20 protein-coding genes are annotated in these 26,625 nt (G+C 70.0%); 4 read left to right on the top strand and 16 right to left on the bottom strand.

Annotated features, from left to right (window positions below; genetic code table 11):
* Nucleotides 1–3: 3 nt before the first annotated feature.
* From ACIQM3_RS34995 to ACIQM3_RS35005, 3 genes are all read right to left on the bottom strand, one after another.
* On the bottom strand, nucleotides 4–1,596 hold the full coding sequence (locus tag ACIQM3_RS34995) for a cation acetate symporter (RefSeq protein WP_401631736.1): 1,593 nt from the start codon (nucleotides 1,594–1,596) through the stop codon (nucleotides 4–6).
* Nucleotides 1,593–2,063, bottom strand: a complete 471-nt coding sequence (locus tag ACIQM3_RS35000; protein ID WP_401631739.1) for a DUF485 domain-containing protein — start codon at nucleotides 2,061–2,063, stop codon at nucleotides 1,593–1,595. The genes ACIQM3_RS34995 and ACIQM3_RS35000 overlap by 4 nt, the downstream gene beginning before the upstream one ends.
* Before the next feature lie 507 nt (nucleotides 2,064–2,570).
* Complete coding sequence (locus ACIQM3_RS35005; protein ID WP_401631742.1) at nucleotides 2,571–4,694, bottom strand: type IIA DNA topoisomerase subunit B; 2,124 nt, start codon at nucleotides 4,692–4,694, stop codon at nucleotides 2,571–2,573.
* Nucleotides 4,695–5,126: 432 nt separating this feature from the next.
* On the opposite strand from ACIQM3_RS35005, the gene ACIQM3_RS35010 reads away from it, so the two are divergent.
* Nucleotides 5,127–5,360 (top strand): hypothetical protein, encoded by a 234-nt coding sequence (locus ACIQM3_RS35010; protein WP_104789587.1) that lies wholly within the window; start codon nucleotides 5,127–5,129, stop codon nucleotides 5,358–5,360.
* A 135-nt stretch (nucleotides 5,361–5,495) separates the two neighbouring features.
* On the opposite strand, the gene ACIQM3_RS35015 is transcribed toward ACIQM3_RS35010, so the two are convergent.
* The 6 genes from ACIQM3_RS35015 to ACIQM3_RS35040 all read right to left on the bottom strand — a co-directional run bounded on the left by ACIQM3_RS35015 (nucleotide 5,496) and on the right by ACIQM3_RS35040 (nucleotide 13,531).
* Entirely contained in the window at nucleotides 5,496–6,326 is an 831-nt protein-coding gene (locus tag ACIQM3_RS35015) for a S1 family peptidase (RefSeq protein WP_401631744.1), read from the bottom strand.
* Between the two features lie 130 nt (nucleotides 6,327–6,456).
* The gene (locus tag ACIQM3_RS35020) at nucleotides 6,457–8,004 is read right to left on the bottom strand and encodes an RNA polymerase sigma factor (RefSeq protein WP_099176733.1); all 1,548 of its coding nucleotides are present in this window, start codon (nucleotides 8,002–8,004) and stop codon (nucleotides 6,457–6,459) included.
* A 324-nt stretch (nucleotides 8,005–8,328) separates the two neighbouring features.
* Nucleotides 8,329–9,216: a FadR/GntR family transcriptional regulator gene (locus tag ACIQM3_RS35025; RefSeq protein ID WP_401631747.1), complete on the bottom strand. Its 888-nt coding sequence runs from the start codon at nucleotides 9,214–9,216 to the stop codon at nucleotides 8,329–8,331.
* 160 nt (nucleotides 9,217–9,376) lie between these two features.
* Complete coding sequence (locus tag ACIQM3_RS35030) at nucleotides 9,377–11,137, bottom strand: ATP-binding cassette domain-containing protein (protein WP_401631749.1); 1,761 nt, start codon at nucleotides 11,135–11,137, stop codon at nucleotides 9,377–9,379.
* Nucleotides 11,138–11,283: 146 nt separating this feature from the next.
* Complete coding sequence (locus ACIQM3_RS35035; RefSeq protein ID WP_401631752.1) at nucleotides 11,284–12,048, bottom strand: NUDIX domain-containing protein; 765 nt, start codon at nucleotides 12,046–12,048, stop codon at nucleotides 11,284–11,286.
* Between the two features lie 130 nt (nucleotides 12,049–12,178).
* A complete protein-coding gene (locus ACIQM3_RS35040) occupies nucleotides 12,179–13,531 on the bottom strand; it encodes a DUF4192 domain-containing protein (RefSeq protein WP_401631755.1) in 1,353 nt (450 codons plus the stop codon).
* 110 nt (nucleotides 13,532–13,641) lie between these two features.
* Here ACIQM3_RS35040 and ACIQM3_RS35045 point away from each other — a divergent pair, with 110 nt between their 5' ends.
* Nucleotides 13,642–15,813 (top strand): RecQ family ATP-dependent DNA helicase, encoded by a 2,172-nt coding sequence (locus ACIQM3_RS35045; protein ID WP_401631758.1) that lies wholly within the window; start codon nucleotides 13,642–13,644, stop codon nucleotides 15,811–15,813.
* Between the two features lie 216 nt (nucleotides 15,814–16,029).
* The gene (locus ACIQM3_RS35050) at nucleotides 16,030–16,662 is read left to right on the top strand and encodes a hypothetical protein (RefSeq protein ID WP_401631760.1); all 633 of its coding nucleotides are present in this window, start codon (nucleotides 16,030–16,032) and stop codon (nucleotides 16,660–16,662) included.
* 57 nt (nucleotides 16,663–16,719) lie between these two features.
* Here ACIQM3_RS35050 and ACIQM3_RS35055 read toward each other — a convergent pair whose 3' ends face one another.
* The 6 genes from ACIQM3_RS35055 to ACIQM3_RS35080 all read right to left on the bottom strand — a co-directional run bounded on the left by ACIQM3_RS35055 (nucleotide 16,720) and on the right by ACIQM3_RS35080 (nucleotide 22,728).
* A complete protein-coding gene (locus tag ACIQM3_RS35055) occupies nucleotides 16,720–17,358 on the bottom strand; it encodes a hypothetical protein (protein WP_401631763.1) in 639 nt (212 codons plus the stop codon).
* A 58-nt stretch (nucleotides 17,359–17,416) separates the two neighbouring features.
* Nucleotides 17,417–18,127 (bottom strand): ribonuclease HII, encoded by a 711-nt coding sequence (locus ACIQM3_RS35060; RefSeq protein ID WP_104789578.1) that lies wholly within the window; start codon nucleotides 18,125–18,127, stop codon nucleotides 17,417–17,419.
* Nucleotides 18,128–18,385: 258 nt separating this feature from the next.
* Nucleotides 18,386–20,176 (bottom strand): DUF4153 domain-containing protein, encoded by a 1,791-nt coding sequence (locus ACIQM3_RS35065; RefSeq protein WP_401631766.1) that lies wholly within the window; start codon nucleotides 20,174–20,176, stop codon nucleotides 18,386–18,388.
* A 246-nt stretch (nucleotides 20,177–20,422) separates the two neighbouring features.
* Nucleotides 20,423–21,334: an ADP-ribosylglycohydrolase family protein gene (locus tag ACIQM3_RS35070; protein ID WP_401631768.1), complete on the bottom strand. Its 912-nt coding sequence runs from the start codon at nucleotides 21,332–21,334 to the stop codon at nucleotides 20,423–20,425.
* A 12-nt stretch (nucleotides 21,335–21,346) separates the two neighbouring features.
* Nucleotides 21,347–22,006 (bottom strand): histidine phosphatase family protein, encoded by a 660-nt coding sequence (locus ACIQM3_RS35075; protein ID WP_401631770.1) that lies wholly within the window; start codon nucleotides 22,004–22,006, stop codon nucleotides 21,347–21,349.
* Nucleotides 22,007–22,122: 116 nt separating this feature from the next.
* The gene (locus tag ACIQM3_RS35080) at nucleotides 22,123–22,728 is read right to left on the bottom strand and encodes a YdbC family protein (protein ID WP_401631773.1); all 606 of its coding nucleotides are present in this window, start codon (nucleotides 22,726–22,728) and stop codon (nucleotides 22,123–22,125) included.
* 202 nt (nucleotides 22,729–22,930) lie between these two features.
* Here ACIQM3_RS35080 and ACIQM3_RS35085 point away from each other — a divergent pair, with 202 nt between their 5' ends.
* Nucleotides 22,931–23,464 (top strand): TerD family protein, encoded by a 534-nt coding sequence (locus ACIQM3_RS35085; RefSeq protein ID WP_401631775.1) that lies wholly within the window; start codon nucleotides 22,931–22,933, stop codon nucleotides 23,462–23,464.
* A gap of 130 nt (nucleotides 23,465–23,594) precedes the next feature.
* Here ACIQM3_RS35085 and ACIQM3_RS35090 read toward each other — a convergent pair whose 3' ends face one another.
* Nucleotides 23,595–26,504: a vitamin B12-dependent ribonucleotide reductase gene (locus ACIQM3_RS35090; protein WP_401631778.1), complete on the bottom strand. Its 2,910-nt coding sequence runs from the start codon at nucleotides 26,502–26,504 to the stop codon at nucleotides 23,595–23,597.
* Between the last annotated feature and the right edge of the window lie 121 nt (nucleotides 26,505–26,625).

Below are 26,625 nucleotides of genomic sequence, written 5' to 3' on the forward strand. Positions count from 1 at the left end.
CGCCTATGCCGCCCCCGCTCCGGTGAGCGACCGGACCTCCGTCTCCGCGTGCTTGGCCGGGTCCGGCGGCTCGGGTGAGGTGAGCGTGCCGATCCAGCCGGCCAGGAAGCCCGCCGGGATCGACACCAGTCCCGGGTTCTCCAGGGGGAAGAGGGCGAAGTCGACGCCGGGGAAGAGCGAGGTGGCGCTCCCCGAGACGACCGGCGAGAGCAGGACGAGCAGGACGGCGGGGATCAGTCCGCCGTAGACGGCCCAGACCGCGCCCCGGGTGGTGAAATTCCGCCAGAACAACGAGTAGAGCAACGCCGGGAGGTTGGCCGAGGCCGCCACCGCGAAGGCCAGGCCGACGAGGAACGCGACGTTCAGATTCTGGGCGAGAAGGCCGAGCCCGATGGCCACCACCCCGATGCCCGCCGCGGCCACCCGGGCCACGCCGACCTCGCTGCGCTGCTTGGCACCCGGCTTCCGGAACGAGGCGTACAGGTCGTGGGCGACGGAGGCGGAGGAGGCGAGGGTGATGCCCGCGACCACGGCGAGGATCGTGGCGAAGGCGATGGCGGCCACGACGGCGAAGAGAACCGTGCCGCCCGTGGAGCCCTCACCGCCTCCGAGGACGAGCGCCAGGAGCGGGACAGCCGTGTTCCCGGAGGCGTTGGACGCCCGGACGTCCGCGGGTCCGACGAGCGCGGCAGCTCCGAATCCGAGCACGATGGTCATCAGGTAGAAGCTTCCGATGAGTCCGATGGACCAGACGACGGAACGCCGGGCCGCCCGGGCCGTGGGGACGGTGTAGAAGCGCGACAGGATGTGCGGCAGCCCGGCCGTGCCGAGGACGAGCGCCAGCCCGAGGCTGATGAAGTCGAAGCGCGCAGTCCAGCTCCCGCCGTACCTCAGGCCCGGCGAGAGGAAGTCCCGTCCGTGGCCGCTGCGTTCAGCGGCGGAGGTCAGCAGGGCGTTGACGTCGCCATGGAAACGGAGAAGGACGAGCACCGTGAGCGCGACGGCGCCGGCCATCAGCAGGACCGCCTTGACGATCTGGATCCAGGTCGTGGCGCGCATGCCGCCGAGCGACACGTAGAGCACCATCAGCGCTCCGACCCCGACCACCGTCCAGGATCGGGCGGTGTCGCTCGTGCCTCCCAGCAGCAGCGCGACGAGGCTGCCCGCACCCACCATCTGGGCCACCAGATAGAGCACCGAGACGGTGACCGACGAGGTGCCCAGCGCCGTGCGCACCGGGCGCTCCGCCATCCGGGCGGCGACCACGTCGGCGAGCGTGAACCGGCCGCAGTTGCGTACGAGTTCGGCGACGAGGAGCAGGACCACGAGCCAGGCGACGAGGAATCCGACGGAGTAGAGCATGCCGTCGTAGCCGAACAGGGCGATCAGCCCCGAGATGCCGAGGAAGGACGCCGCGGACATGTAGTCACCGGCGATGGCGAATCCGTTCTCCATGGGGGAGAACAGCCGTCCGCCGGCGTAGAACTCCTCGGCAGACCCCTGCCTGTTGCGGCTGACCCAGGTGGTGATGCCGAGCGTCACGGCGATGAACACGCTGAACAGCAGCAGCGCCAGCGTCTGATGGTCCCCCCTCACCGGCTGATCCCTCTTGTCATCTCCTGGGTGTCCCAACGCAGTTCCAGAGCGGCGCGGTCCCGGTGCAGACGCGCGTGACGGGCGTACGCCCAGGTGAGCAGGAACGTGGTGAGGAACTGTCCGAGTCCGGCAACCATGGCCACATTGAGCGCGCCCACGACGGGACGCGCCATCAGGTCGTGGGCGGTGGTGGCCGCGATGACATAGGCCAGGTACCAGAGCAGGAAGGCGACAACGGAGGGAACCACGAACCGCCGGTAACGGCGGCGCACTTCACGGAATGCGGGGCTGTTCTGCACCTCCATGTAGATCTCTGCCGCGCTCCGGCCCTGCTCCTGTGACCGAAACCGCCCGTCGGGCGCCACAGCCCCCGCACCGTCCGGCTCACCCCACACCGTGCCCGACGCCTCGTACCACGGGTCGTCGAGCCGCATCGCTGCGGCGCCCGGCCCTGCTTCCTTCTCCACCGACAACTCCCTTGTCCACGAGCCTCTACGGCCGCGTAGCCAAGAATGGGCAGACCGGGAAGATCCCGGGCACTTCATTCGCGATGCTTCACCATTTCAGGTGAAGGAAGTGCCGGGTGGGTGTGCGAGTCCCCGGCCGTAAGGCCGGCTCGTCCACGTGCCGCAGTTCACGCCCCGGCCTTCGACATCGCCTGCACGTCCGCCGACGGCGTGTCGCCGGCCTGGAGACCCTCGGTGACACCATCCCGCTCACTCATGTCCCCGGCCCGCATGGCCAGAACACCGCCGCGTGCGAAACAGCATCGCCGCGAGCGATATGAGAAGGGCCGCCGTCCCCTGGTGTATGCCGACGCGACGATCACCAGAACGTCGAGGAGCTCTGCCACGACAGCCTCCGAGGGCGTGAAGATCCCGATGTCTTCGACGCTACGGAAGCGCGTCGGTCAGGGGATCGGCTCAGAGGCTGACCGTGGGTGGAGAAAGGTCTCCACCCACGGCTGGAAAGTCTCAGACGTCGATGCGCGAGCGGTCCAGGGTGGCGGCGGAGCTGGTGATGAACTCCTTGCGTGGGGCGACCTCGTTGCCCATCAGCAGATCGAAGACCTGCTCGGAGGATTCCAGGTCGCCGATGTTGATCCGGCGCAGGGTGCGGTGGCGCGGGTCCATCGTGGTTTCCGCGAGCTGGTCCGCGTCCATCTCGCCGAGGCCCTTGTACCGCTGGATCGAGTCCTTGAACCGCACGTTCTTCCGCTGCAGCTCCAGCAGGGTCTGCCGGAGCTCGTTGTCGGAGTAGGTGTAGATGTACTTGTCCTGGCCCTTCTTCGGCTGGACGAGCTCGATCCGGTGAAGCGGGGGCACAGCCGCGAATACCCGCCCGGCCTCGACCATCGGCCGCATGTAGCGCTGGAAGAGCGTGAGCAGCAGGGTGCGGATGTGCGAACCGTCGACATCGGCGTCCGTCATCATGATGACCTTGCCGTAACGCGCCGCGTCGATGTCGAAGGTGCGTCCGGAGCCTGCTCCTATGACCTGGATGATGGCTCCGCACTCGGCGTTCTTGAGCATGTCCGAGACGGACGACTTCTGGACGTTGAGGATCTTCCCCCTGATCGGCAGCAGCGCCTGGAACTCACTGTTGCGGGCCAGCTTCGCGGTGCCGAGGGCCGAGTCGCCCTCCACGATGAAGAGCTCGCTGCGCTCCACGTCGTCGCTCCGGCAGTCCGCGAGCTTCGCGGGCAGCGAGGAGGACTCGAGCGCGGTCTTGCGGCGCTGCGCGTCCTTGTGCTGGCGGGCGGCGATACGGGTGCGTGCGGCGGCCACCGCCTTGTCCAGCACCGCCCTGGCCTGAGCCTTGGCATCGCGCTTCGTGGACGTCAGGAATGCCTTGAGCTCCTTGGCGACCACGTTGGCCACGATCCGGTTGGCCGCCGAGGTGCCCAGCACCTCCTTGGTCTGCCCTTCGAACTGCGGCTCCGCGAGCCGTACGGTGACGACCGCGGTCAGGCCCTCGAGGGCGTCGTCCTTGACGATGTCGTCCTCGGCCACCCGCAGCAGCTTGGAGGAGCGCAGGACCTCGTTCACCGTCTTCGTGAGGGAGCGCTCGAAACCGCTGACATGGGTGCCGCCCTTGGGGGTGGCGATGATGTTGACGAAGGACCTGAGAGTGGTGTCGTAGCCGGTCCCCCAGCGCAGGGCGATGTCGACACTCAGCTCACGCGTGACCTCGGTCGCCGTCATGTGCCCCCGGTCGTCCAGGACCGGCACGGTCTCCTTGAACGTTCCCGTTCCGCTGAGGCGCTGGACGTCGCAGACGGCCTTGTCCTGCGCCAGGTACTCGCAGAATTCGCTGATCCCACCGTCGTAGTGGAACGTCTCCTCCGTCTTGCCCTCGCCGTCTATGCCCCGCTCGTCGCGTACGACGATGGTGAGGCCGGGCACGAGGAACGCGGTCTGGCGTGCCCGCTGGTACAGCGTCTCCAGGTCGAGCTTCGCGTCCTTGAGGAAGATCTGCCGGTCCGCCCAGTACCGCGTACGGGTGCCCGTACGCGCCTTGGGGACGCGCTTTCCCTTGCGGAGGCCGTTGGCGGGGTCGAAGGGGCTGTCCGGCCCCTGTTCGGTGAAGATGCCCGGGACACCACGCCGGAAGCTGATGGAGTGGGTGACGCCGCGGTCGACCTCGATGTCCAGCCGGGCGGAGAGCGCGTTCACGACGGAGGCGCCGACGCCGTGCAGGCCGCCCGACGCCGAGTAGGACCCGCCGCCGAACTTTCCGCCGGCGTGCAGCTTGGTCATGACGACCTCGATGCCGGAGAGCCCGGTCTTGGGCTCCACGTCGACCGGGATGCCCCGGCCGTTGTCTCGGACCTCGACCGAGGCGTCGTCGTGGAGGATGACCTCGATGCTGTCGCAGTAGCCGCCGAGAGCCTCGTCGACCGAGTTGTCGATGATCTCCCAGAGGCAGTGCATCAGTCCGCGGCTGTCCGTGGACCCGATGTACATCCCGGGGCGTTTACGGACCGCTTCGAGCCCCTCGAGGACGAGGAGGTGCCGCGCGGTGTAGTTGGAGCTGTCCCTGTCTGAGCCGCCTGCTCCGGTCAGCAGCGCAGTGGACGGCACGGAATCGGCGGTCACGCGGTTCGCTCCTCGCTGAATTTCATTTGGGGCCCTGTGGGTATCGGGCTCGGCCTCGGTAGCCGCTGAGAGCCTACCGAGGCCTGGTAGAGCGGTTGTAACGCCACCCAGGGGGAATCCTTATGCTAGTCCAGCCTCGCATACGCGTTCGATCATTCGTTAGGGTGACGTGCACATCACGTTCCCTTCGAGGCATGAACCATTTAGGCTCCGGGCACGTCCTCATGAACAACCGGCAAGCCAGCCGGCGGACCGGCCCACACAAGCAACGCGAAACCGTAGCGCTACGCAATACGGCACATTCGCCGCCAACCGGCAACAGACAGCCATCCTGAGAAGAAGTTTCGAAGAAATGCCACGAGCGGGAACGTTTTCGGCCTGGTTGGATGTTGACCCTGGTACGACAGCTCGTCGAGCTAGAGAAGAGGCGACGTGACTACTGTTCTGACCCCCGCGAGCCCGCTGACCGCAGCAGACCGCTGTGACCGTTGCGGCGCCCAGGCATATCTGCGCGTCGTCCTGATCAGCGGCGGTGAACTGCTCTTCTGTGCCCACCACGGGCGCAAGTTCGAGCCGGAACTCAAGAAGATCGCCGCGGAAATACAGGATGAGACAGATCGGCTCACTGCCGTGCAGGCCAGTGCAGCCGACGAGGACCAACACTGACACCTCGCATCCACGACGAGCTATGGGCACGGTCCAGGACCGGCCGACGGGCGGCCTCCCCTTGGGGAAAGCCGCCCGTTCTCATATGCTCCGACGCGATGCGGCGGTGATCGTGGTGGTGCGGTCCGGCGCGGTTCAGCTCCGGTCTGCCATCCACCGGAGCGCCGCGGAGACCCGGGTGTAGACCCCGGGGCTGCCGGGGCTGCCGCAGCCGCTGCCCCACGAGACCAGCCCGACGAGGCGCCCACGGGCCACCAGCGGGCCTCCGCTGTCCCCTTGGCAGGCGTCCCGCCCTCCGGCGGTGTCACCGGCGCAGAGCATCGATGAGGCGTCGTACGCGCCCTGTGTGCCCCCGGGGTAGGCCCGGGCGCAGTCGCTGTCCGCCAGAACCCGCACCGTGGCCGCTCGCAGCCCTGACGCGTAGGCGCCGTACCCGGTGGTGTCCCCCCAGCCGTACACGGTCGCCTCGGCGCCCGGCTCGTACGCCGGGTTCCCGGCCCCGGCCATCGGGATCACGCTGCCCTTGGGCAACGTCCGGGCCAGGGTGAGGACCGCCAGGTCCGCGGCGTTGGTGCGCGGGTCGTACCCCGGATTGACCCACGTGGACCGCACGGGGATCTCCTGACCGCCCGGCCCGCTCAGCTCGTCCCGTCCGGAGATGACACGCAGATCCCGGACCTCCGGGACGGCGGCCCCCAGGACGTCCTCCCTGAGGCAGTGTGCCGCCGTCAGCACCTTGGTGGGTGCGACCGCCACTCCCCCGCAGAACTGGCCCGCACGGGTTCCTCCGAACCGGTCACGGCTCGACAGGGCCACGACCCACGGGCTGTCCGCGACGGCCACCGGCCTCCCGCCCACGATGATGCTGTCCGCCGCGGCGGGCGCAGGGGGGCCGAGGGGTATCAGCGCCGCCGCGACCGCAAGGGCGGACGCGGCGGGAAGGACACGGACGAGTAGGCGGGGCATGGAGACTCCTGACGCCGAGGTGAACAGTGCCCACTCAGCGTCATCCGCCCCGGTGCCGACCGCACGCGCACATGGGCCGGGGCCCGGAACCTGAAGAGGTTCCGGGCCCCGGCCCATGTCTGTCCGCGGTCTAGTCGAGGTAGTCGCGCAGAACCTGCGAACGCGACGGGTGGCGCAGCTTCGACATCGTCTTGGACTCGATCTGACGGATGCGCTCACGCGTCACGCCGTAGACCTTGCCGATCTCGTCCAGCGTCTTCGGCTGGCCGTCGGTGAGACCGAAACGCATCGAGACGACGCCCGCCTCACGCTCGGAGAGCGTGTCGAGCACGGAGTGCAGCTGCTCCTGGAGCAGCGTGAAGCTCACCGCATCCGCCGGCACGACCGCCTCGGAGTCCTCGATCAGGTCTCCGAACTCGCTGTCCCCGTCCTCACCCAGCGGGGTGTGGAGGGAGATCGGCTCGCGACCGTACTTCTGGACCTCGATGACCTTTTCGGGGGTCATGTCGAGCTCCTTGGCCAGCTCCTCCGGGGTGGGCTCACGGCCCAGGTCCTGGAGCATCTGGCGCTGCACCCGCGCGAGCTTGTTGATGACCTCGACCATGTGCACCGGGATACGGATGGTGCGGGCCTGGTCGGCCATGGCGCGGGTGATCGCCTGGCGGATCCACCACGTGGCGTACGTGGAGAACTTGTAACCCTTGGTGTAGTCGAACTTCTCGACCGCGCGGATCAGACCGAGGTTGCCCTCCTGGATGAGGTCCAGGAAGAGCATGCCGCGACCGGTGTAGCGCTTGGCCAGCGAGACCACCAGGCGGAGGTTGGCTTCCAGCAGGTGGTTCTTGGCGCGGCGGCCGTCCTCGGCGATGATCTCCAGCTCGCGCTTGAGCTTCGGCGCGAGCTTGTCGGAGTTCGCGAGCTTGTCCTCGGCGAAGAGGCCGGCCTCGATGCGCTTGGCGAGCTCGACCTCCTGCTCGGCGTTGAGGAGGGGGACCTTGCCGATCTGCTTCAGGTAGTCCTTGACCGGGTCGGCCGTGGCGCCGGCGACGGCCACCTGCTGCGCAGGCGCGTCGTCCTCGTCGTCGTCGGAGAGGACGAAGCCCTTGTTCTCGCCCTCGCCCTCCTCTTCCTCGCCCTTGCCGGCCTTGACTTCCTCGACCGCCTCGTCACCGTCGAGGAGTTCGTCGTCCTGCTTGCCGGACTTCTTGGCGGCGGTCTTCTTGACCGCGGTCTTCTTCGCGGCGGTCTTCTTGGCAACCGTCTTCTTGGCTGCTGTCTTCTTCGCAGGAGCGGCAACGGCAGCGTCGTCGGCCGCCACGTCCGCGCTCTCGGCCGCCGGGGCGGCAGATGCCGCGACGGTCCGCGTCACGGCCGTCTTGGCCGCGACAGTCTTGGTGGCGGTGCGCTTGACCGGGCTCTTCGCTGCGACGCTCTTGCGGGCGCGCTTAGGCGACTCCGCGGCACTGACCATCAGCGTCACACCCTCTTCCTCGAGGATCTGGTTGAGGCTGCGCAGAACATTCTTCCACTGGGTTGGCGGAATCTGGTCAGCCTCGAAGGCCCGACGCACGTCATCGCCGGCGATCTGCCCATCAGCCTTTCCCCGCTCGATGAGCGCCATCACAGACTCGGACTCGGCGATCTCCGGCGGGAGCGTACGGGATGTGCTGGCCGACACGAACAACCTCTCGGAACGATGGAAACGGCTTCCGGCCCGGCCCTGGAGAGGGCTGGAACCGACGACCGTCGGCTGGGGATGTTGCCGACGGCGCGGGTTTGGCCTCAGAACTGCACAGCGCACTGTGTGGCTGCTGTATTCCTTCCGCGGCGGTCACCTCTTAAGTCATCGCACTGTTTCGAGGAGTGTTACGCCCAATTCGCGTGGCCCCAGTCACACCTCATTCGCGACAAACGGACCCAGAGGTCACATCTCCGTATGAACCTGCCGCCGAACCGCCAGGGCTCGGCAGCACACGGTTCGCATACCCCGGTCCGGCGACGTTCAGTGCTCGCGAGGCGCGGGAACCACTCGCTCGCCTTCGGTGTGGCCGACCAGCAGCTGTCGCATGGCGGCTTCGGCGCCGGCGGAATCACCCGACGCGAGGGCTTCCACGATCCGTGCGTGGTGACCGAGGGACGCCTCGGCGGGCCGCTCACAGCCTGTGACGGGTCCGCCCGAAACGTGCAGGGCCGCAGACACGATCCCGGAAAGGTGTTCGAGCATGCGGTTGCCCGCCGCCTGGATCAGCAGGGCGTGGAACTCCGCGTCGGCCCTGGAGAACGTGATGGCGTCCCCCTGCCCCATCGCGTGCCCCATGATCTCGATCATGTCGCCGAGGCGCTGCTGAATGTCCTCGCGCCCGTGACCTGCGGCCAGCCGGGCGGCCAGCGGCTCGATGGTCCAGCGGAGGTCCTCCAGCTCGCGGCGCTGGTCATCGCGCTGCGGGCCGAAGGCGCGCCATTCGATGATGTCGGGATCCAACAGGTTCCAGTCGCTCACCGGGCGGACCCGCGTGCCCACGTTGGGCCGGGCACTCACTAGGCCCTTGGCCTCGAGAACACGCAGGGACTCCCTCACAACGGTGCGGGATACCTCGAATCGCTGGCCGATCTCCTCCGGGACGAGCGGCCGGTCGGCACCTAGGTCACCGGAAACGATCATCTGGCCGAGCTGCTGGACCAGTTGGCCGTGAAGTCCACGGCCGCGACTGGCCGCACCTCGTCGGCTCGCCCGCCCCAGTTCGGATTCGGCGCCACCCCAGGAACGGAGGGCGGCGCGCTCGCCGGCCGGCGACTCCGTGTACGGGTAACGGTCGAGTTCGCCCGGACCGGCGAGGCCGGAGTCGGCGGAGCGGGCGGCGGTCATCATGGTGTGCGCAAGGGTACTCACGCATCCTTTGTCGGCGCGGCTCACCCGCCCCTTGAGGTCTTTGCTGAAAAGCACACGAAAGGGTGATCGGCACCCGCCTCTCAATTGACGCGTTATCGGTAGAAATCACATCTTTTCAGGAGAGTTGCCGGTAAGTGACTGACGAGACCGGGCCGAACGATCACCAACGGGCTCTTCCCCGAAGGCTGGTGAACACATACGCGCAGATCAAGGCAGACAACGACAGGGAAAGCGCCAGCCCCACGGGCTGGGCCACGACGCGCACCGCGGCCATGGCCCAGCGGTCCGTCTCGTACGGCCACTGCGCCCAGCCCAGTTCACGCAGCCGGCCAGGCAGTCCTGTGATCGAACGCGCGGACGGTCCCGCGAGAAGCTTCTGCATCAGCGGCACGACAAGGACCGGGACCGCCAGTACGGCAGCGACTCCGGCAGCGGTGAGCCGGAACACACCGGCCCCGAGCAGGCCCGCCCAGGCGCATCCGACCGACAGGCCTGCCCAACTGGCGGCGAGCTGCGGTGCGTTTGCCGGGACGGTCACCAAGTCACTGCCGTAGACGAGGCGCAGGGCTTCGGCGTCCGCCAGTACGGAGAGCAGGGCGAGCAGCAGCGCGACTCCCGCCGAGACCACCAGCTTGGCCACCAGAAGTCCGAGACGGCGCGGGACCGTCCCCCGACCGGCGGCGAGCGCCGGGTAGCGGAACTCGTCACCGAAGGAGAGCGCGCCCAGCAGCCCGGCCGCGAACGCGGCGGGCGGTAGCGGCAGCAGGTCCGGCCAGGCCACCAGCAGATCCGGCAGGGGCGTCCTCCCGGAGCGGGCCAGCAGCACGGAGAGGGCCGCCGACACGACCAGAACGCCCGCCATGATCAGGGCGGTTGCCCTGACGCCGAAGAGGCGGCGCAGCTCGTACCGCAGCGGCCGGAGCGGACCACGGGCCGGGCGTACGGGGATCGGGGGCGGCAGTTTCGAGATCGCCACGGCCGAGGCTGGGCCGGGCGGGACGACTCTCACCGGGCCGCCCCCCGGCCCTCGGGCCGGGGCGGCCACCGGGCCCGCGTCCCCGGTCTCGTCTGCTAGTTGGTGGAGGGGGAGACCGTGCCGGTACGCCGTGTCCCCCACCTCCGCGCAGCTGCTGCCGTACACCGAGAGCCGGCTGCCGTCCTCGGCGACCACCTCGACGGAGCGCTGGGCGGCGCGGGCTTCGCGGCTCACCACCGCGGCCAGCCGGGCCGCGTGCGGCGTCCGCACGGCGACCCGGGGCCGCAGACGGGTGCGGGAGAAGTCGGCGACCTCCTGATCGGCGACGAGGCGCCCCTCGTCGATGGTGACCACGCGGTCGGCCGCGCGAGCGGCCTCCTTGGGATCGCCGGTCGTGTGCAGGACCGTGCCGCCCTCGGCCGCGTGCGCGCGGAGCAGACCGTGGAGCCAGCTCCTCTCACGCGGCGAAAGGCCGTCGGTGGGCTCGTCCAGTACGAGCGTATGGGGGTCGCCGAGCAGCGCCGAAGCGAGGCCGAGCCGCCGGTCCATACCGGCCGAGAGGGTTCCGATGCGCTGGTCCCCCAGCCCCGCGAGGCCGACGACTTCGAGGAGTTCGTCCGCCCGGGAGGCGGGAACTCCCGCTGCGGCACAGAGCATGCGGAGCTGGCCGCGCGCGGTGCGCGCAGGATGCCCCGGCACGTCGCCGAGCAGCACCCCGACCTCGCGGGCGGGATGACCGATGCGGTGCAGCGGGCGGCCCTTGAAGTAGGTGACACCCCTGCCCGCTTCGAGCTCGAGCATCAGCCGGAGGGCGGTGGTCTTGCCGGAGCCGGGAGCGCCGAGGAGGGCGGTGACACTGCCGGGCGGGGCTTCGAAGGTCAGGTCGTCCACGACGGGCGGACGGTCGCGGTGGGGGGCGCTGGTAAGTCCGATGGCCTGGAGCATCGCTTCTCTCGCTGAGGGTGAGACCGCTCGGCGGCAGGGTGGGTTACCCCAGCAAGATAACGCGACATTTCAGACTTTTTGCGCACCGGTGATTCTATGGGAGTTCCGCAGGTGCGCGCGGCGGGTGCCCGCGGCGCGGGCCCCGCTCAGACTTCCGGCCTCAGCATCGGAGGGTTGAGGACGGTCGCCGCCCCGGCCCGGAACAGTTGTGCGGGCCGGCCCCCCTGCCGAGTGGTCGTGCCGCCGGACGGCACCAGGAAGCCGGGCGTGCCCGTGACCTTGCGGTGGAAGTTCCGGGGGTCCAGGACCACACCCCACACCGCCTCGTACACCCTGCGCAGCTCCCCCACCGTGAACTCCGGCGGGCAGAACGCCGTCGCCAGCGAGGAGTATTCGATCTTCGAGCGGGCCCGTTCCACCCCGTCGTCGAGGATCCTCGCGTGATCGAAGGCCAGCGGCGCGGACTGCTCGCCGTCGCGGGCGAAGCCACCCCCTGGCCCGAGCAGGTCCTCGACAGGTGCCCAGCGGGCGCTGTTCGCGTCCCCGCCCGCGCGCGGGGCCGGGAGGTCGGGCGCGAGCGCGAGGTGCGCCACGCTGACGACCCTCATCCGGGGGTCACGCCCCGGGTCGCCGTAGGTGGCGAGCTGTTCGAGATGGGCACCGTTCCCGACAGCGGGGGCGGCCGGATCGTGAGCGCAGAGCCCGGTCTCCTCGACGAGTTCACGCGCTGCCGCAGCACCGAGGTCCTCATCGGCCCTGACGAATCCGCCGGGTAGTGCCCACCGCCCCTGGAACGGCGATTCGCCACGGCGTACCACCAATGCACAGAGGGCGTGACGTCGCACCGTGAGGACAACCAGGTCGACGGTGACAGCGAAGGGCGGGAAGGTCGACGGGTCGTAGGGCGGCATGCGGAAATCATAGTCGTCTTCCTGACGATAAACACTCCCTTCGCGACACCGGTTCCGCGCCCGGTTCCGGTTGTCTCCCCCGCGTTGCCGGCCCGGCGGGGGACTTCCGTCCACCCCGGGGCACGGCCCGTCAATCGCGGCTCCTGGCACCACGCCGGCCCAGCCGCCGGTTGATGTCACGGGCCCGGCCCCGGCTCACGGACGAACCCGGACGGGAGGCGCCGGCGCCCGGTGCCGGCCGCTCCGTCACGCTCCGTTTACGCCTGGCGGCCGGAGTGCGCGGGGGCCGGGCGCCGCTTTTTCGCTCCCGACGGTGCCCGCTGCCGCGTTCCTGCGCGGCGCCGGCGCCTCCGCCCTCGCGCAGCGTGCGCTCCCCGCGCAGACAGCGACGCAGCGTTTCCGGATCCAGTCCTTGATTGCACGCCTGGTGCAGCAGCTGAGCGAAGGTGTAGTCGGGGTCCGCGCGCAGAGCGAGCCCCAGTGCCACCCTGGCGCCGGCCTCGTCGCCGGTGGACCACGAGACCCAGCCGGCCAGCGTGAGCGGCGCCGCGGCGTGCTCCACATACGGCCCGACGCACCGGCGTGCGAGAGCGCGCCACAACCGGAGTGCCGTCCCGGCGTCGGGGCCCTCCATCCACTCGGCGGCCCGGTCCCTGGTCTCGCGGTCCTGGAGGCCCAGGATCAGCGCCGCCGCCTCGTCGGGTGCGATCAGGACGTCGTCGCCGCCGTCCGTCCATGCCGAGCCGGAGGGCGGTGCATTCCCCATGCGTCCCATGAGGTCCCGTGCGAGCGCGAGAGTCTCCCGCGCCACCTCCCCGCGCCCGTCGACGTCGAGGATGCGGGACACCAGGACGGCACCCGCCGAGTCCAGGGCCCGCTCCTGCTCCTGTGCCGCCGCGGAGTCCCACGGCACGAGCCGCGCCTCCAGGTCCCGCAGCGACCCACGCACCTGAACACCGGCGTACGCGGCCGCGGCCGCCATCACCGTGGTGCCGGGGAGCGCCAGCGGGTTGCCCTCGGGCGGACAGCAGCGGTCATCGGGGCAGCAGTAGGACCAGTAACGGCCGTCGGAGATGCAGAGCGCTTCGAGGACGGGGACGTCGAGCGCTCCGCAGGCCGTGCGCAGGCGCTGGGCGAGCGGCCTCAGCCGCTCCATGGTCTGCGGCGCGCTCTCTCCCTCCGCCGGGTCCTGGCAGAGGAAGACGACAATCGCGTCAGGGCGGGATTCGCGCCTCTCGCTTCCCGCGATCAGGCATCGCGCCAGCTGGTCGGCGACCGGCGCCCACTCCTCGGGTTCCTGCGGGATGCCCAGCCTGAGCCGGCCGCCGAAGCGGCCCCGGCCGCCGTGCAGGGCCACCATGACCACGCTGTCGTTCGGGTGGAAACCCATCAGGTACGGAAGGGCATCGGCGAGTTCGGCGGGGCCCCGCAGGGTGACCTGCTGAGCCTCGGACGGTCCGGTGGTTTCGTCGCGCTTGTTCATGGCATGACCGTCCCGCGGGCCGCCGATTTCCGCGACCCCTGTGGATAACTTTGTCCACAGCCAAGGACCACCGTTCGCGGTTTGTCGTAGGCATCGGGTTGCATGGGGGCATGACCAACGCAGACCGCGCAGAGCTCAGGGCCTCGGCCGATTCCGTACTCGCCCGTCTGGTCGGGGACACCACCGGCACCGCCCGTCTGCGTGAGGACCAGTGGCGGGCCATCGAGGCCCTCGTCGCCGACCGGCGCAGAGCCCTGGTCGTCCAGCGGACCGGGTGGGGCAAGTCCGCGGTGTATTTCGTGGCGACATCGCTGCTGCGCGCCCAGGGCAGCGGGCCGACGGTGATCGTCTCGCCCCTGCTCGCCCTCATGCGCAACCAGGTGGCGGCGGCGGCCAGGGCCGGTATCACCGCCCGCACGATCAACTCCTCCAACACCGAGGAGTGGGACACCGTCCAGGCGGAGGTGGCGGCGGGCGAGGTGGACGTGCTGCTGGTCAGTCCCGAGCGGCTCAACAACCCCGATTTCCGTGACCAGGTGCTGCCGCGCCTCGCCGCGGCCACGGGTCTGCTGGTGGTCGACGAGGCACACTGCATCTCCGACTGGGGCCATGACTTCCGGCCGGATTACCGAAGGCTGCGGACCATGCTCGCCGATCTTCCGTCGGGCGTTCCCGTGCTCGCCACGACGGCCACCGCCAACGCACGCGTGACCGCGGACGTAGCGGAGCAGCTCGGCACGGGGGCGGGCACGGACGCCCTGGTGCTGCGGGGCCCCCTGGACCGGGAGAGTCTCAGCCTCGGAGTGCTCCAACTGCCCAACGCCGCGCACCGTCTGGCCTGGCTGGGTGACCATCTCGGAGAGCTGCCGGGCTCGGGCATCATCTATACGCTCACGGTCGCGGCCGCCGAGGAGATCACGGCCTACCTCCGCCAGTGCGGACACCCGGTCGTGTCGTACACCGGCCGGACGGAGAACGCCGACCGGCAGCAGGCCGAGGACGATCTCCTGGCCAACCGGGTAAAGGCGCTGGTGGCCACGTCCGCGCTCGGCATGGGGTTCGACAAGCCCGACCTCGGCTTCGTCGTCCATGTCGGGTCGCCCTCCTCGCCCATCGCCTACTACCAGCAGGTCGGGCGCGCGGGGCGCGGGGTGGAGCACGCCGAGGTCCTGCTGCTCCCGGGCAAGGAGGACGAGGCCATCTGGCAGTACTTCGCCTCGGTCGCCTTCCCTCCGGAGGAGCAGGTCCGTCGGACTCTCGACGTCCTCGCCCAGGCAGGCCGGCCCCTGTCGCTGCCCGCCATGGAACCTCTGGTCGACCTGCGGCGCACCCGCCTCGAGACGATGCTCAAGGTGCTGGACGTCGACGGTGCGGTGAAGCGGGTGAAGGGCGGCTGGATCTCCACGGGCGAGCCGTGGGTGTACGACGCCGAGCGCTACGCCTGGGTCGCGCGGCAGCGGGCCGCCGAGCAGCAGGCGATGCGCGACTACGCGTCGGGGACCGGTTGCCGCATGGAGTTCCTCCGGCGCCAGCTGGACGACGAGGAGGCCGCGCCGTGCGGGCGCTGTGACAACTGCGCGGGCGCACGGTTCGACGACAAGGTCTCCACGGCCGCCCTCGACGGGGCGCGCGGCGAGCTCGGCAGGCCGGGGGTGGAGGTGGAGCCGCGCAAGATGTGGCCCACGGGGCTCTCCGCGGTGGGGATCGATCTCAAGGGGCGCATCCCGGCCGGCGAACTGGCCCTTCCCGGCCGCGCGCTGGGCAGGCTCTCGGACATCGGCTGGGGCAACAGACTCCGTCCGCTGCTCGCGGCGCAGGCACAGGACGCCCCTGTCCCCGACGACGTGTCGAGCGCGGTCGTCACGGTGATCACCGACTGGGCGAAGGGTCCCGGCGGCTGGGCCTCCGGGGCCCCGGACGCGGCACCTCGGCCGGTCGGAGTCGTCACGGTCGCCTCACGCCGCAGGCCCCAGCTGGTCCACTCGCTCGGCAGCCGTATCGCCGAGGTCGGCCGGATGCCCCTGCTGGGCACGGTCACCTACGCTCCGGGCAGCGAGGACCTGCGCATCTCCCAGACCAACAGCGCACAGCGGGTGAGGGCCCTGCACGAGGCCCTCGTCGTGGAGCCCGCGCTGGCGGAGTCGCTCGCGTCCGCGGGAGGGCCGGTCCTGCTCGTGGACGACCTCTCCGACACCGGCTGGACCCTCGCCGTCGCGGCGCGGCTGCTCCGGCGCGCGGGAGCGGAGGGAGTGTTTCCGCTGGTCCTCGCAGTCCAGGCCTGAGGATCGGCTTCGTTCGTCGCCGAACGGGCAGGGATATCTGTGTCATTCCGTCAGATACCCGTCAGCCGCGCCAATTGCTCGTTGCCGCCTGCCGGTGCGACAGGAAGAATTGGAATCGCTCCCCGCACGGTCTTTTCGCGGGCCCGGAAGGGCTGTGCCGCGGCGCGCCCTCACTCGACCCTGCCCGCACCGTGGGCGCGTAGCGAAGGGAGGACCGTGACCTTCGGATTCGCTCCGTCCGCAGCCACTTCACTGTCGGCGTCCGCGGGCTCCGTCAACCACGTCGCCAGGATGCTCGAACCGGCCGAGTGGGCCGCGGCGGGCATACCTCTGCTGCGCAGCCCGCGTGAGGTCGTCAGCGGCCTCCACGCACGGCACCGGCCGACTCCGGCCACCGCGGTCGTCGCCGTCCTCGATCATGAGGAACGGCTCACGGCCAGCGCCTCGTTCGCCCGGCGGTCCACCGCGGCCACGGACGGCTGGGAGTTCCGCAACGCCCTGCTGGCGCATCTGCGCCGGGTGATCCCCCACGATCTGCGCCGCCGCACCCCGGTGCGCACCGCCGTACTGCTCTACTGCCGCGAAGGCGACGAGCGTTGGACGGAGGAGGACGGGGCCTGGATGTGGGGGCTGAGGGACGCCTGCACGCTGCACGGCCTCCGTTGCGGGGCCTACATCACTCTGACGCGTGGAGGCTGGCAGGTCCTCGGTGAGGGCCGGGGCGGCCGCAGGCCGACGCTGCTGTCAACGCCGTCGGCCCTGGCGGACGCCACCGCCGAACAGGACCCCGGCCCGCTCCGCACCGGGGGCGGTGCGGCCGAGGCACTGCGGCGAAGCGCCGCCCGTTGAAACGGGACGTGGGTCCCGGCCGTCCTCACGGATGGCCGGGACCCACGGACGCACGGTTCAGACTCCCGCGCCGAGTGCCGAGTTGATCTGCTGCGGGTCTCCGCACACGATCAGCAGCGCGCCGGCGCGCTCCCGCACGCCGGACAGCGCCAGGGCAGCCGCGTCGTCGAGGTCACCGTTGACCGCGACAACGACGACGGAACGGGTGGCGTAACGGCCGGCATCGGCCGTGCGGGCGAAGAAGACGTCGTCGCCCGCGTCGTGCTGGGCCCAGTACGTGGCCTCCCCGAAGGAGAGTTCATGCGCGGCCCAGGGGTGCAGTTCACCGGTGGTGAGCACCAGGATGTCGCCAGGTGCCCTCCCGGAGTCGAGCAGCAGGTCGACGGCCTCGTCGGCGGCGTCGATCGCACCGTCGGCCGGCGCCGGGATCAGCTGGAACTGTGCTGCCGGGCGTTCTTGGGACAGCTTCTGCCCGGCAGGAGCCGGAGCGGCGGGAGTGGCGGAGGTGGAATGCGGGCGCTGCGCCGGGGGCGCGGGCCTCACGGGGCCACGGCCCGGGCTTCCGGGACGCGGTGTGGCCGCGGAACGCGGGCCGGGTACGGGACGGGGGGTCGGCGCGGTGCGGCCGGCGGCCGGAGTGACGCGGGGACCCTGGGCGCTCTCGGGAATCTGAGGCTCCTCGGGGATGAGAGGCATGAATGGTTGTCTTTCGCAGCCGACGCGAACACGTCGGCGGTGGGGTGCGCCTGTGCGATCAGAAGTCGAAGCCGAGCTGGCCCCCGCTTTCCAGTGCCGCCGCCTCGGCGGAGAATCGGACCTTCTTCAGGTGCTGCCACCTGGGCAGCGCGTCGAGGTAGGCCCAGCTGAGGCGATGGTGAGGCGTAGGCCCCCGCTCCTCCAGCGCGGCCCGGTGTACCGGTGACGGATAACCGGCGTTCGCGCCGAAGGCGAAGTCTGCGTACTCCCCGGTGTCCGCGCCCAGTTCGGCCATCATCGTGTCCCGGTGGACCTTGGCGATCACCGAGGCCGCGGCCACGGCGATGCAGGACTGGTCGCCCTTGATCACGGTACGGACGTTCCAGGGCGTTCCGAGGTAGTCGTGCTTGCCGTCGAGGATCACGGCGTCCGGTCGCACGGGCAGAGCGTCCAGCGCCCTGACAGCCGCGAGACGGAGCGCCGCGGTCATGCCGAGGTCGTCGATCTCCAGTGGTGACGCATGCCCCAGCCCGTAGGCCGTGACCCACTTCTCCAGCAACGGGGCGAGTTCCGCCCGGCGCTTGGGGCTGATCAGCTTGGAGTCGGTGAGTCCCTCAGGGGCTCTACGGAGACCGGTGACGGCCGCGCACACGGTGACGGGGCCGGCCCACGCTCCGCGTCCGACCTCGTCGACACCGGCGACGGTCCTGGCACCGGACGTAGCGCGCAGTGAGCGCTCGACGGTGTGCGTGGGTGGTTCGTACGGCATGGCGCCTGCCAGGTTACGCCGATGGGCACGGCAAGAACACCCCGGGGCACCCTGCAGCGGTCCGGCACGTGTCCGGCCATGTCCGGAACCCCCCGGGCGGTGCGGGGCGAGGGCCCGCGGCGACGGGGGAAGCCGCCCTGAGCGCGAACGCACCGCACCCGGCTCCGCGAGTCGGGCGCCGAGGCGTCACCCACCTCACCGGCACGGACACGTTCCCCGAACACTCCTGCCGCAAGCGGGTGTTCGGGGCGCACCGCCTCAGTACGGGTCGTACGAGTCCTCCTCCTCGTGTGCGTCCCGCTCGTCGGTCTCCGTTCCGAGGCCGCGGCAGTCGATCCCACGGTCCTGTACGGGGTGTTCCTCCAGGATGTCCCGGGCCCTGACCTCTCCCCAGCTGGAGGAGTACCACGAGGTGTCCAGGACGGCGAGGTCGCTCCGGTACTTCTCCAGCACACAGGACCTCAGAGGTTCCGGCAGCCCGTCCAGGGCAGGCACGGCGTCCGCGGAGAGCCCCTTGAGGTACTCGAGGTCGATCGTCTTGTGGCTGCCGTACCGCTCGACGTTCTGTTCGGCGATCAGCCCGTCGGGCGAGAGCAGCCCGAAGGCGAGCACGCCGACGGCCGCGCTCACGGCGACCGCACGCGGCAGCAGCTTGGCACCGAAGACTCCGGCCGCGAGGATGAGGATCAGCACCACTCCGAGCCAGAGCTCCACCGCGGCTACGGAGATCCGCAGCCGGGTCAGCCCGAAGGCGTCCACGTAGAGGTCCATGCGGCGCAGGGCCGAGGCCACGACGACGAGCGTCAGTACGCACAGTGCACCGAGAACGCTACGGACCAGGACCCGGTCGCGCGGTCCGCCCCGCGGGGCCCAGCGCAGGGCGAGGGCGATGACGAGCAGGGTCAGCACGGTGGCCCAGAGGAGCTGCCAGAAGCCCTGCCGGGCATATTCGGCGGGCAGCAGGCCGGTCTCGTCGAGCACCTCGTCGTACCCACGGAGCAGGACGACGAGCTGGAGGGTGATGAACGCGGCGAAGAGCAGGTTGAGCACGATCAGCGGAAGCGCCCACTCCGCCCTGTTCCTGGCTTTGCCCGGCCGTACGGTGATCCCGTCCCAGCGCACCGGCGCCGCAGCGCTGTACGCGGCGGCGAGTGCTCCGACGAGGCCGAGTGCGAAGAGGAAGAGCCGCCAAGGGCTGTCCCCGACGGACACGTCGGGGGTGAGGCTGCCCAGGAGGTCGGCGAAGGCGGCGTCCGCGGAGGCGAAGAGCGCGCCGAACACGACGAGCAGGACCACTGCCACCGCCGTGCTGCGCACCACGGTGCGTACCCGCCCCCGGGAGTCGTCCGCTCGGTCACGTACCCCGCGCCACCCCCAGCGCACACCGGACGCGACCGAGGGGAACAGCCCCAGCGAGCCGAGCAGCACGCCCGGCCAGCTGCGGCTTCCGTGCAGGGCGAGCGAACCGAGCGCGAGCGCCGACACCACGGCGAGGAAGACCGGCCACCCCGCTTCCCGGAGGGCCGGAATCGCCAGGAGTGCCAGGCCGCCCACCGCCCACACCGCGGTCCAGGGGCGCAGCCGGCGCCCCGCCGAGCGTGCGGCGAAGAACGCCCCCAGGGCGGCGGGCACGGCCACGATCAGCAGATTGGACCCGAGGCCGTCACCGAGCAGCAGAGCGCTGAGCAGACCCGTGGCGAGGACCGCCCAGAGGCTGGCGGGCCCGATCGCCGGCGGGGACGGAGGCCTCAGGCGTGACAGCACGCCGACCGGCTGATGCCTTCCAGGGCGCCGCCAGACGTCCTCCGGGGGCGGTGGCTGGAGGTAGGAGGGCACCTTCGGCACATCGGGGCCCGCCTGCTGCGGCGGCACCTGGGTGGAAGCCCTCGCCGGCTTTCCCGCCGCCTTCGCCGGGCCGGGACTCCCGGGCGCTGCGCGGGGCGCCCCGCTCCCCGTCCCGGTCCCGGTGTCCGCAGCGGATTCCACCGCGTCGCCGGACTCCGGTGGCGTCTCGGGCCGGCTGAACGCATCGGACGATTGATCGGACATGGGCCCCCTCCCCCCACCGGGGTCCGCTCGCGCGGCCACATCGCGGCGCGCCGGCCCCGGCGTCTCTAGGCGCACACCATCAAGATCGATGAGGGCGGCGTGGCCGAAAGAGTAAGTCGCGCCAGGACCGTTTCAACCGGCCGGGGCCGCTGCTGTGGCAGGACCGTGACAGTAAAAGTGCCACGCTGTGTGGCCGTGAGGGGGCACGACAGCCGCAAGGCCCGCTGAGCACACACTCGCGGACGGTCAGCGGCGCGCCGGAGCGAGGGGAAGCCAGTCGGGCAGCTCCTCCGTCCGGGCCGGCCAGCCGGCCGGAGGGGCACCGCCAGGCTCCGCGGCGACGATCCCGCCGACGATGGCGCAGGTGGTGTCCACGTCGCCGCCTGCCTGCGCCGTCACCCAGAAAGCCTGTTCGAAGTCACCGAGGCTCCGAGCCGCCGACCAGAGAGCGAAGGGCACGGTGTCGTGCGCACTCGTACGGCGGCCGTTGCCGAGCACCGCCGCGACCGTTCCGGCGTCCCTGTAGTCGAGCATGTCGCGCGCCCTGCGCAGCCCGGCGCCGACAGCGCTGCGCGGGACGAGGGCGACGACGCCGTCGATCAGGTCCTCCGGCGTCGGCGGCCCTCCCGGCGCGGCGACGAGGGCGGCGGCCGCCGCGACGGCCATCGACCCCACGACGGCCTCGCGGTGCTGATGGGTGGTGTACGAGGAGATCTCGGCCTGGTGGGTGGCCTGCTCCGGATCGTCCGCGTACCAGGCGCCCAGCGGTGCGATGCGCATCGCCGAACCGTTCCCCCAGGAGCCCTGGCCCTGGAAGAGCGCCGAGGCCAGCTCCCGCCAGTCGCCTCCTTCCCGCACCAGCCTGAGCAGCCGGTTCACCGCTGGCCCGTAGCCCCGGTCGAAGTCGTGGTGTTGAGCGAAGGAGTGGGCGAGCGCGTCCTGGTCGACGCGCTCATGCGTGGCCAGCACGGCGAGCACGGAGCAGGCCATCTCGGTGTCGTCGGTCCACTGCCAGTCGCCGGGCGGCAGGTCGCGGCTCTTGAGCAGGGGGTAATTGGCCGGGACGAAGAACTGGGAGCCGAGAGCATCACCCACGGACAGTCCACGCAGGCTGGCCAGAGCGCGTTCGAAACGTTCGGAAGCGGAGTCAGCGGTCATCGCCCTGCCACTCTATCCGGTGATGCCGTACGGCTCAGGGGTGCGCCACCGCTGAAAGGGCCGGTCGAGCGTATAGCGGCCGTCATCACCCAGCAGCAGCGTCCTGGATTCGCCGTTCCCGGGATTGGACAGCGACTCGAATTCCGCCACCGACCAGTGGAACCAGCGCATGCAGAAGAGCCTCATGGTCAGCCCATGGGTGACCAGCAGGACGTTCGGCGGGTGGCCGGGGTCCTCGAAGCTGCGGTGGAGGCTCTCCAGGAACGCGTCGACCCGGTCGTACACGTCGGCGCCGGACTCGCCCTGCGCGAAGCGGTAGAAGAAGTGCCCGTACGCGTCCCGGTAGGCCTTCTGCAACCTGACGTCGTCACGGTCCTGCCAGTTGCCCCAGTCCTGCTCGCGCAGCCGGGGCTCCTCCCTGACACGCACGTGCTCCAGTTCGAGGCCGAAGGCCCGGAACGTCTCGTGGGTGCGCCGGTAGGGCGAGATGTAGACGCTGACACGCTCGTCGCCGAACGTGTCACGCAGCCGGGAGCCCGCCGCCTCTGCCTGACGTAGTCCCTTCGCGGTGAGCCTGAGCGCATGGTCGGGCTCACGTTCGTAGACCGTGTCGTCGGCATTGCCCTCCGACTCACCGTGCCGGACGAGAACGATGCGTTGCGGTCGTGCCATGTACCGACCCTAGATGCCGACCGGCCCGATCGAGCAATTGTGCGGGCCCCATCGGGCGTATGTGACCAAGGAAACGGCGGCGTATGTGACCAGGGAAACGGCCGTACGGAGCCGGGTCAGACCGTCCACGACGGTTCGAGCTGCACCACGTCACCCGTCAGCGACTCGACATCCCGCTCGGTCTCCGCCCGTGCCGAGAGCCGGGCGACGCTCTCCGGCCGGTACTTGCCGCGTTCGGCGCTCGACTGCCACATCGACAGCACCAGGAACTCCTGCCCCGGGGCCTGGCCGAAGACTCCGCGCAGCATCCCGGGAGAACCCGCCATGGCCGGGTTCCACACCCGCTGCTGCATGAGCGCGAAGTGGTCGACGCGGTCCTCGTGCACCTGACTGTGCGCGACCCTGACCACATCCGCGTCGGTGAAGTCCGGCACGAATCCGGTCTTCACATCGAAGCGGTACTCGAAGAGCTTGACCTGCATGTCCTTGTACATGCCCGACTGTGCGGCGGCGAGCCGGTCGTGCCCGCGGGCCATGAAGGAGTCGTAGAAGACCCGGTTCTCCCAGAACGCGAACACATGGGCGACTTCGGGCTGCCTTCGGCTCCACCCGCCGCTCTGACTCCGGAATCCCGGCTCATCGAGCAGCGCCGCCCACTTCCGCTGCCCCCGCTCGAAACCGCGGCGGTCCACCACGGTGCAGCGAATCCACTTGACCAGCACCGCGCCATCGTACGGCGCCCGGCGTGGCGCGGGTCACGCTCCAGGCGGCCGAAGACCCGCCGGCACCGGCAAGGCACAACTCCGGCCACACGATGGCCCGAATACGACGCCCGTTTCCAACGCGGTTGGATCCACGGACAGTTACGGACATGATCTGGGGAGGCAAGCGGTCCGTCGGTCCAGCAGCGAGGAGGCACGTCCGATGAGCACTCCCAACAAGGACATCGAGAAGGTCGAAGTAAGGGTCAAATGGGACCCCAGCGACTTCGGTGAGCCCGCCAACGACCTGGACATCATCGCGGCCGCCTACGGGACGGAAGCGCCCTACGGCAGTCCCGTCTATCTCGTGCACTTCGACAGCAGGTCACCGGACGGGACGATCACGCTGAACCGGGACAGCCGGACGGGCCAGGGCTTCGGCTTCGACGAGGTCATGACCCTCGAACTGGACCGGCTGTCGGACGCGTACGCCAGGGTCGTGGTCGGCGTGGCCATCCAGCAGCGCGACGGTCACAAGACCTTCGGCCAGATAGAGCACACGGCCGTACAGATCCGCGAGGGTTACACGAACCTGGCGGAGGACGACTTCTCCGCGGTGTCGGCAGCCACCGCCGCGGTCGTCGCGGAATTCGTCCGGGACACCTCTGGGGCCTGGGGCTTCCACGGTTCCGTCCGCGGGTTCGAGGGCGATCCCGGTTCCTTCGCCACGGAGATGGGGAACCGCCCGGGCGCATGACCGGGCTCCGCTCGCCACGGCCGGCAGCCCGAAGAGGACCGGCCACCGGCCGGTCCCCTTCGTGAGCTGCTGGTCAGCTGCCGGGGCGGAGCCGTACCGGACGTCCCGTCCGGTACGGCTCCGCTCACCCTCAGCTGCAGCCGCTGGTCGAGCCGCAGCCCTCGCAGATGTAGCAGGACCCGGCGCGCTGCATCTTCGTACCGCACGAGAAGCACAGCGGCGCGTCCGCGCTGATGCCGAGCTGCATCTCGACCAGTTCGGCCGAGGTGTGCGCGGCCTTGGGGGCCGGCTTCTCCGCGATGCTCTCCTCCGGCGACGCGACGGCCTTCAGCGGCTCCACGTGCACAGGAGCGGACTGGGCCAGGCTCTCCGAGTCGAGGTCGTCGTCCCCGAAGGCGGGCTCGTACGAACCTGTGTCGAGGTGACGCTGACGCTCCTCGGCCGAGTGGATGCCGAGCGCGGAGCGCGTCTCGAACGGCAGGAAGTCGAGCGCCAGGCGGCGGAAGATGTAGTCGACGATCGACTGCGCCATCCGCACGTCCGGGTCGTCCGTCATACCGGCCGGCTCGAAACGCATGTTGGTGAACTTGGAGACGTAGGTCTCCAGCGGCACGCCGTACTGCAGACCGACCGAGACCGCGATCGAGAAGGCGTCCATCATGCCCGCGAGGGTGGAACCCTGCTTGGACATCTTCAGGAAGACCTCACCGAGACCGTCGTCCGGGTAGGAGTTGGCGGTCATGTAGCCCTCGGCGCCGCCCACCGTGAAGGAGGTGGTGATGCCGGGACGGCCCTTGGGCAGACGCTTGCGGACCGGGCGGTACTCGACGACCTTCTCGACCGCGGCACGGATGGTGTCCTCGGTCTTCGCGGTCACCTCGTCCTTCTTCTCCTCCCACTTCTTGGTGGAGAGGGGCTGGCCGACCTTGCAGTTGTCGCGGTAGATCGCGAGCGCCTTGACGCCCATCTTCCACGCCTCGAAGTAGACCTCCTCGACGTCCTCGACGGTGGCCGTCTCCGGCAGGTTCACCGTCTTGGACAGCGCGCCGGAGATCCACGGCTGGATGGCCGCCATCATCCGGACGTGGCCCATGGCCGAGATGGAGCGCTCGCCCATGGCGCAGTCGAAGACCTCGTAGTGCTCGGTCTTGAGGCCGGGGGCGTCGATCACGTTGCCGTTGTCGGCGATGTGGGCGACGATCGCCTCGATCTGCTCCGGCTGGTAGCCGAGACGGCGCAGGGCCTGCGGGACCGTGCCGTTGACGATCTGCATCGAGCCGCCGCCGACGAGCTTCTTGAACTTGACCAGGGCGAGGTCGGGCTCGAGGCCGGTGGTGTCGCAGGACATCGCGAGACCGATGGTGCCGGTCGGGGCGATGACCGACGCCTGGGCGTTGCGGAAGCCGTTCTTCGCGCCGAGGCGGAGCACGTCCTGCCAGGCCTCCGTGGCGGCGGCCCAGACCGGCGAGTCCAGGTCGTCGGCGTGGACGGCCACGGCGTTGGCGTCCGAGTGCTGCTTCATGACGCGCTGGTGCGGCTCGGCGTTGCGGGCGTAGCCGTCGTACGGGCCGACGACCGCGGCGAGCTCGGCGGAGCGCCGGTAGGACGTACCGGTCATCAGCGAGGTGATCGCGCCGGCGAGCGCACGGCCGCCGTCGCTGTCGTACGCGTGCCCGGTGGCCATCAGCAGGGCGCCCAGGTTGGCGTAGCCGATGCCCAGCTGGCGGTAGGCGCGGGTGTTCTCGCCGATCTTCTGGGTCGGGAAGTCCGCGAAGCAGATCGAGATGTCCATCGCGGTGATGACCAGCTCGACGACCTTGGCGAAGCGCTCGGCCTGGAAGGACTGGTGGCCCTCACCGTCGTCCTTGAGGAACTTCATCAGGTTCAGCGAGGCGAGGTTGCACGAGGTGTTGTCCAGGTGCATGTACTCGCTGCAGGGGTTCGAGCCGTTGATCCGGCCGGACTCCGGGCAGGTGTGCCACTGGTTGATGGTGTCGTCGTACTGGATGCCCGGGTCGGCGCAGGCCCAGGCCGCCTCGGCCATCTTGCGGAAGAGGGACTTGGCCTCGACCTCTTCGATGACGTCACCGGTCATACGGGCGCGCAGGCCGAACTTCCCGCCTGCCTCCACGGCCTTCATGAACTCGTCGTTCACGCGGACCGAGTTGTTGGCGTTCTGGTACTGGACGGACGTGATGTCGTCGCCGCCCAGGTCCATGTCGAAGCCCGCGTCGCGCAGGGCGCGGATCTTCTCCTCCTCCTTCACCTTGGTCTCGATGAAGTTCTCGATGTCGGGGTGGTCGACATCGAGGATGACCATCTTGGCCGCGCGGCGCGTGGCGCCACCCGACTTGATCGTTCCCGCGGAGGCGTCGGCGCCCCGCATGAAGGAGACCGGGCCGGAGGCGTTGCCGCCGGAGGAGAGCAGCTCCTTGGAGGAGCGGATGCGGGACAGGTTCAGGCCGGCGCCGGAGCCGCCCTTGAAGATCATGCCCTCTTCCTTGTACCAGTCGAGGATCGACTCCATGGAGTCGTCGACGGCCAGGATGAAGCAGGCCGAGACCTGCTGCGGCTGGGGCGTCCCCACGTTGAACCAGACCGGCGAGTTGAAGCTGAAGATCTGGTGCAGGAGGGCGTACGCCAGCTCGTGCTCGAAGATCTCGGCGTCGGCGGGGGAAGCGAAGTAGTTGTAGTCCTCGCCGGCCTTCCGGTACGTCTTCACGATCCGGTCGATGAGCTGTCGCAGACCGGTCTCGCGCTGCGGCGTGCCGACAGCCCCCCGGAAGTACTTGCTGGTGACGATGTTGACCGCGTTCACCGACCAGAAGTCGGGGAACTCGACGCCACGCTGCTCGAAGTTGATCGAGCCGTCGCGCCAGTTGGTCATGACGACGTCACGGCGCTCCCACGCGACCTCGTCGTACGGATGCACGCCGGGAGTCGTGTGGATGCGCTCGATGCGCAGGCCCTGCTTGGTCGCAGTCGACTTGGCTCCCTTGGTTCGGGAACCTCGTGCCGGGCCGCTCGCCGTCTCTGTCATGCCGCCTCCCATATGTGGGCAAAAACGCCCTGAAGTGCCCAGTTCTTCCCAGGGCACAGTGTGTGTCTGATGCTCCGGACGCCACGCAGTGCGTCTCGGAACAGGTCTGGTGCCGCTGCCG

The sequence above is a fragment of the Streptomyces sp. NPDC091271 genome, assembly GCF_044757505.1.
Classification (GTDB): domain Bacteria; phylum Actinomycetota; class Actinomycetes; order Streptomycetales; family Streptomycetaceae; genus Streptomyces.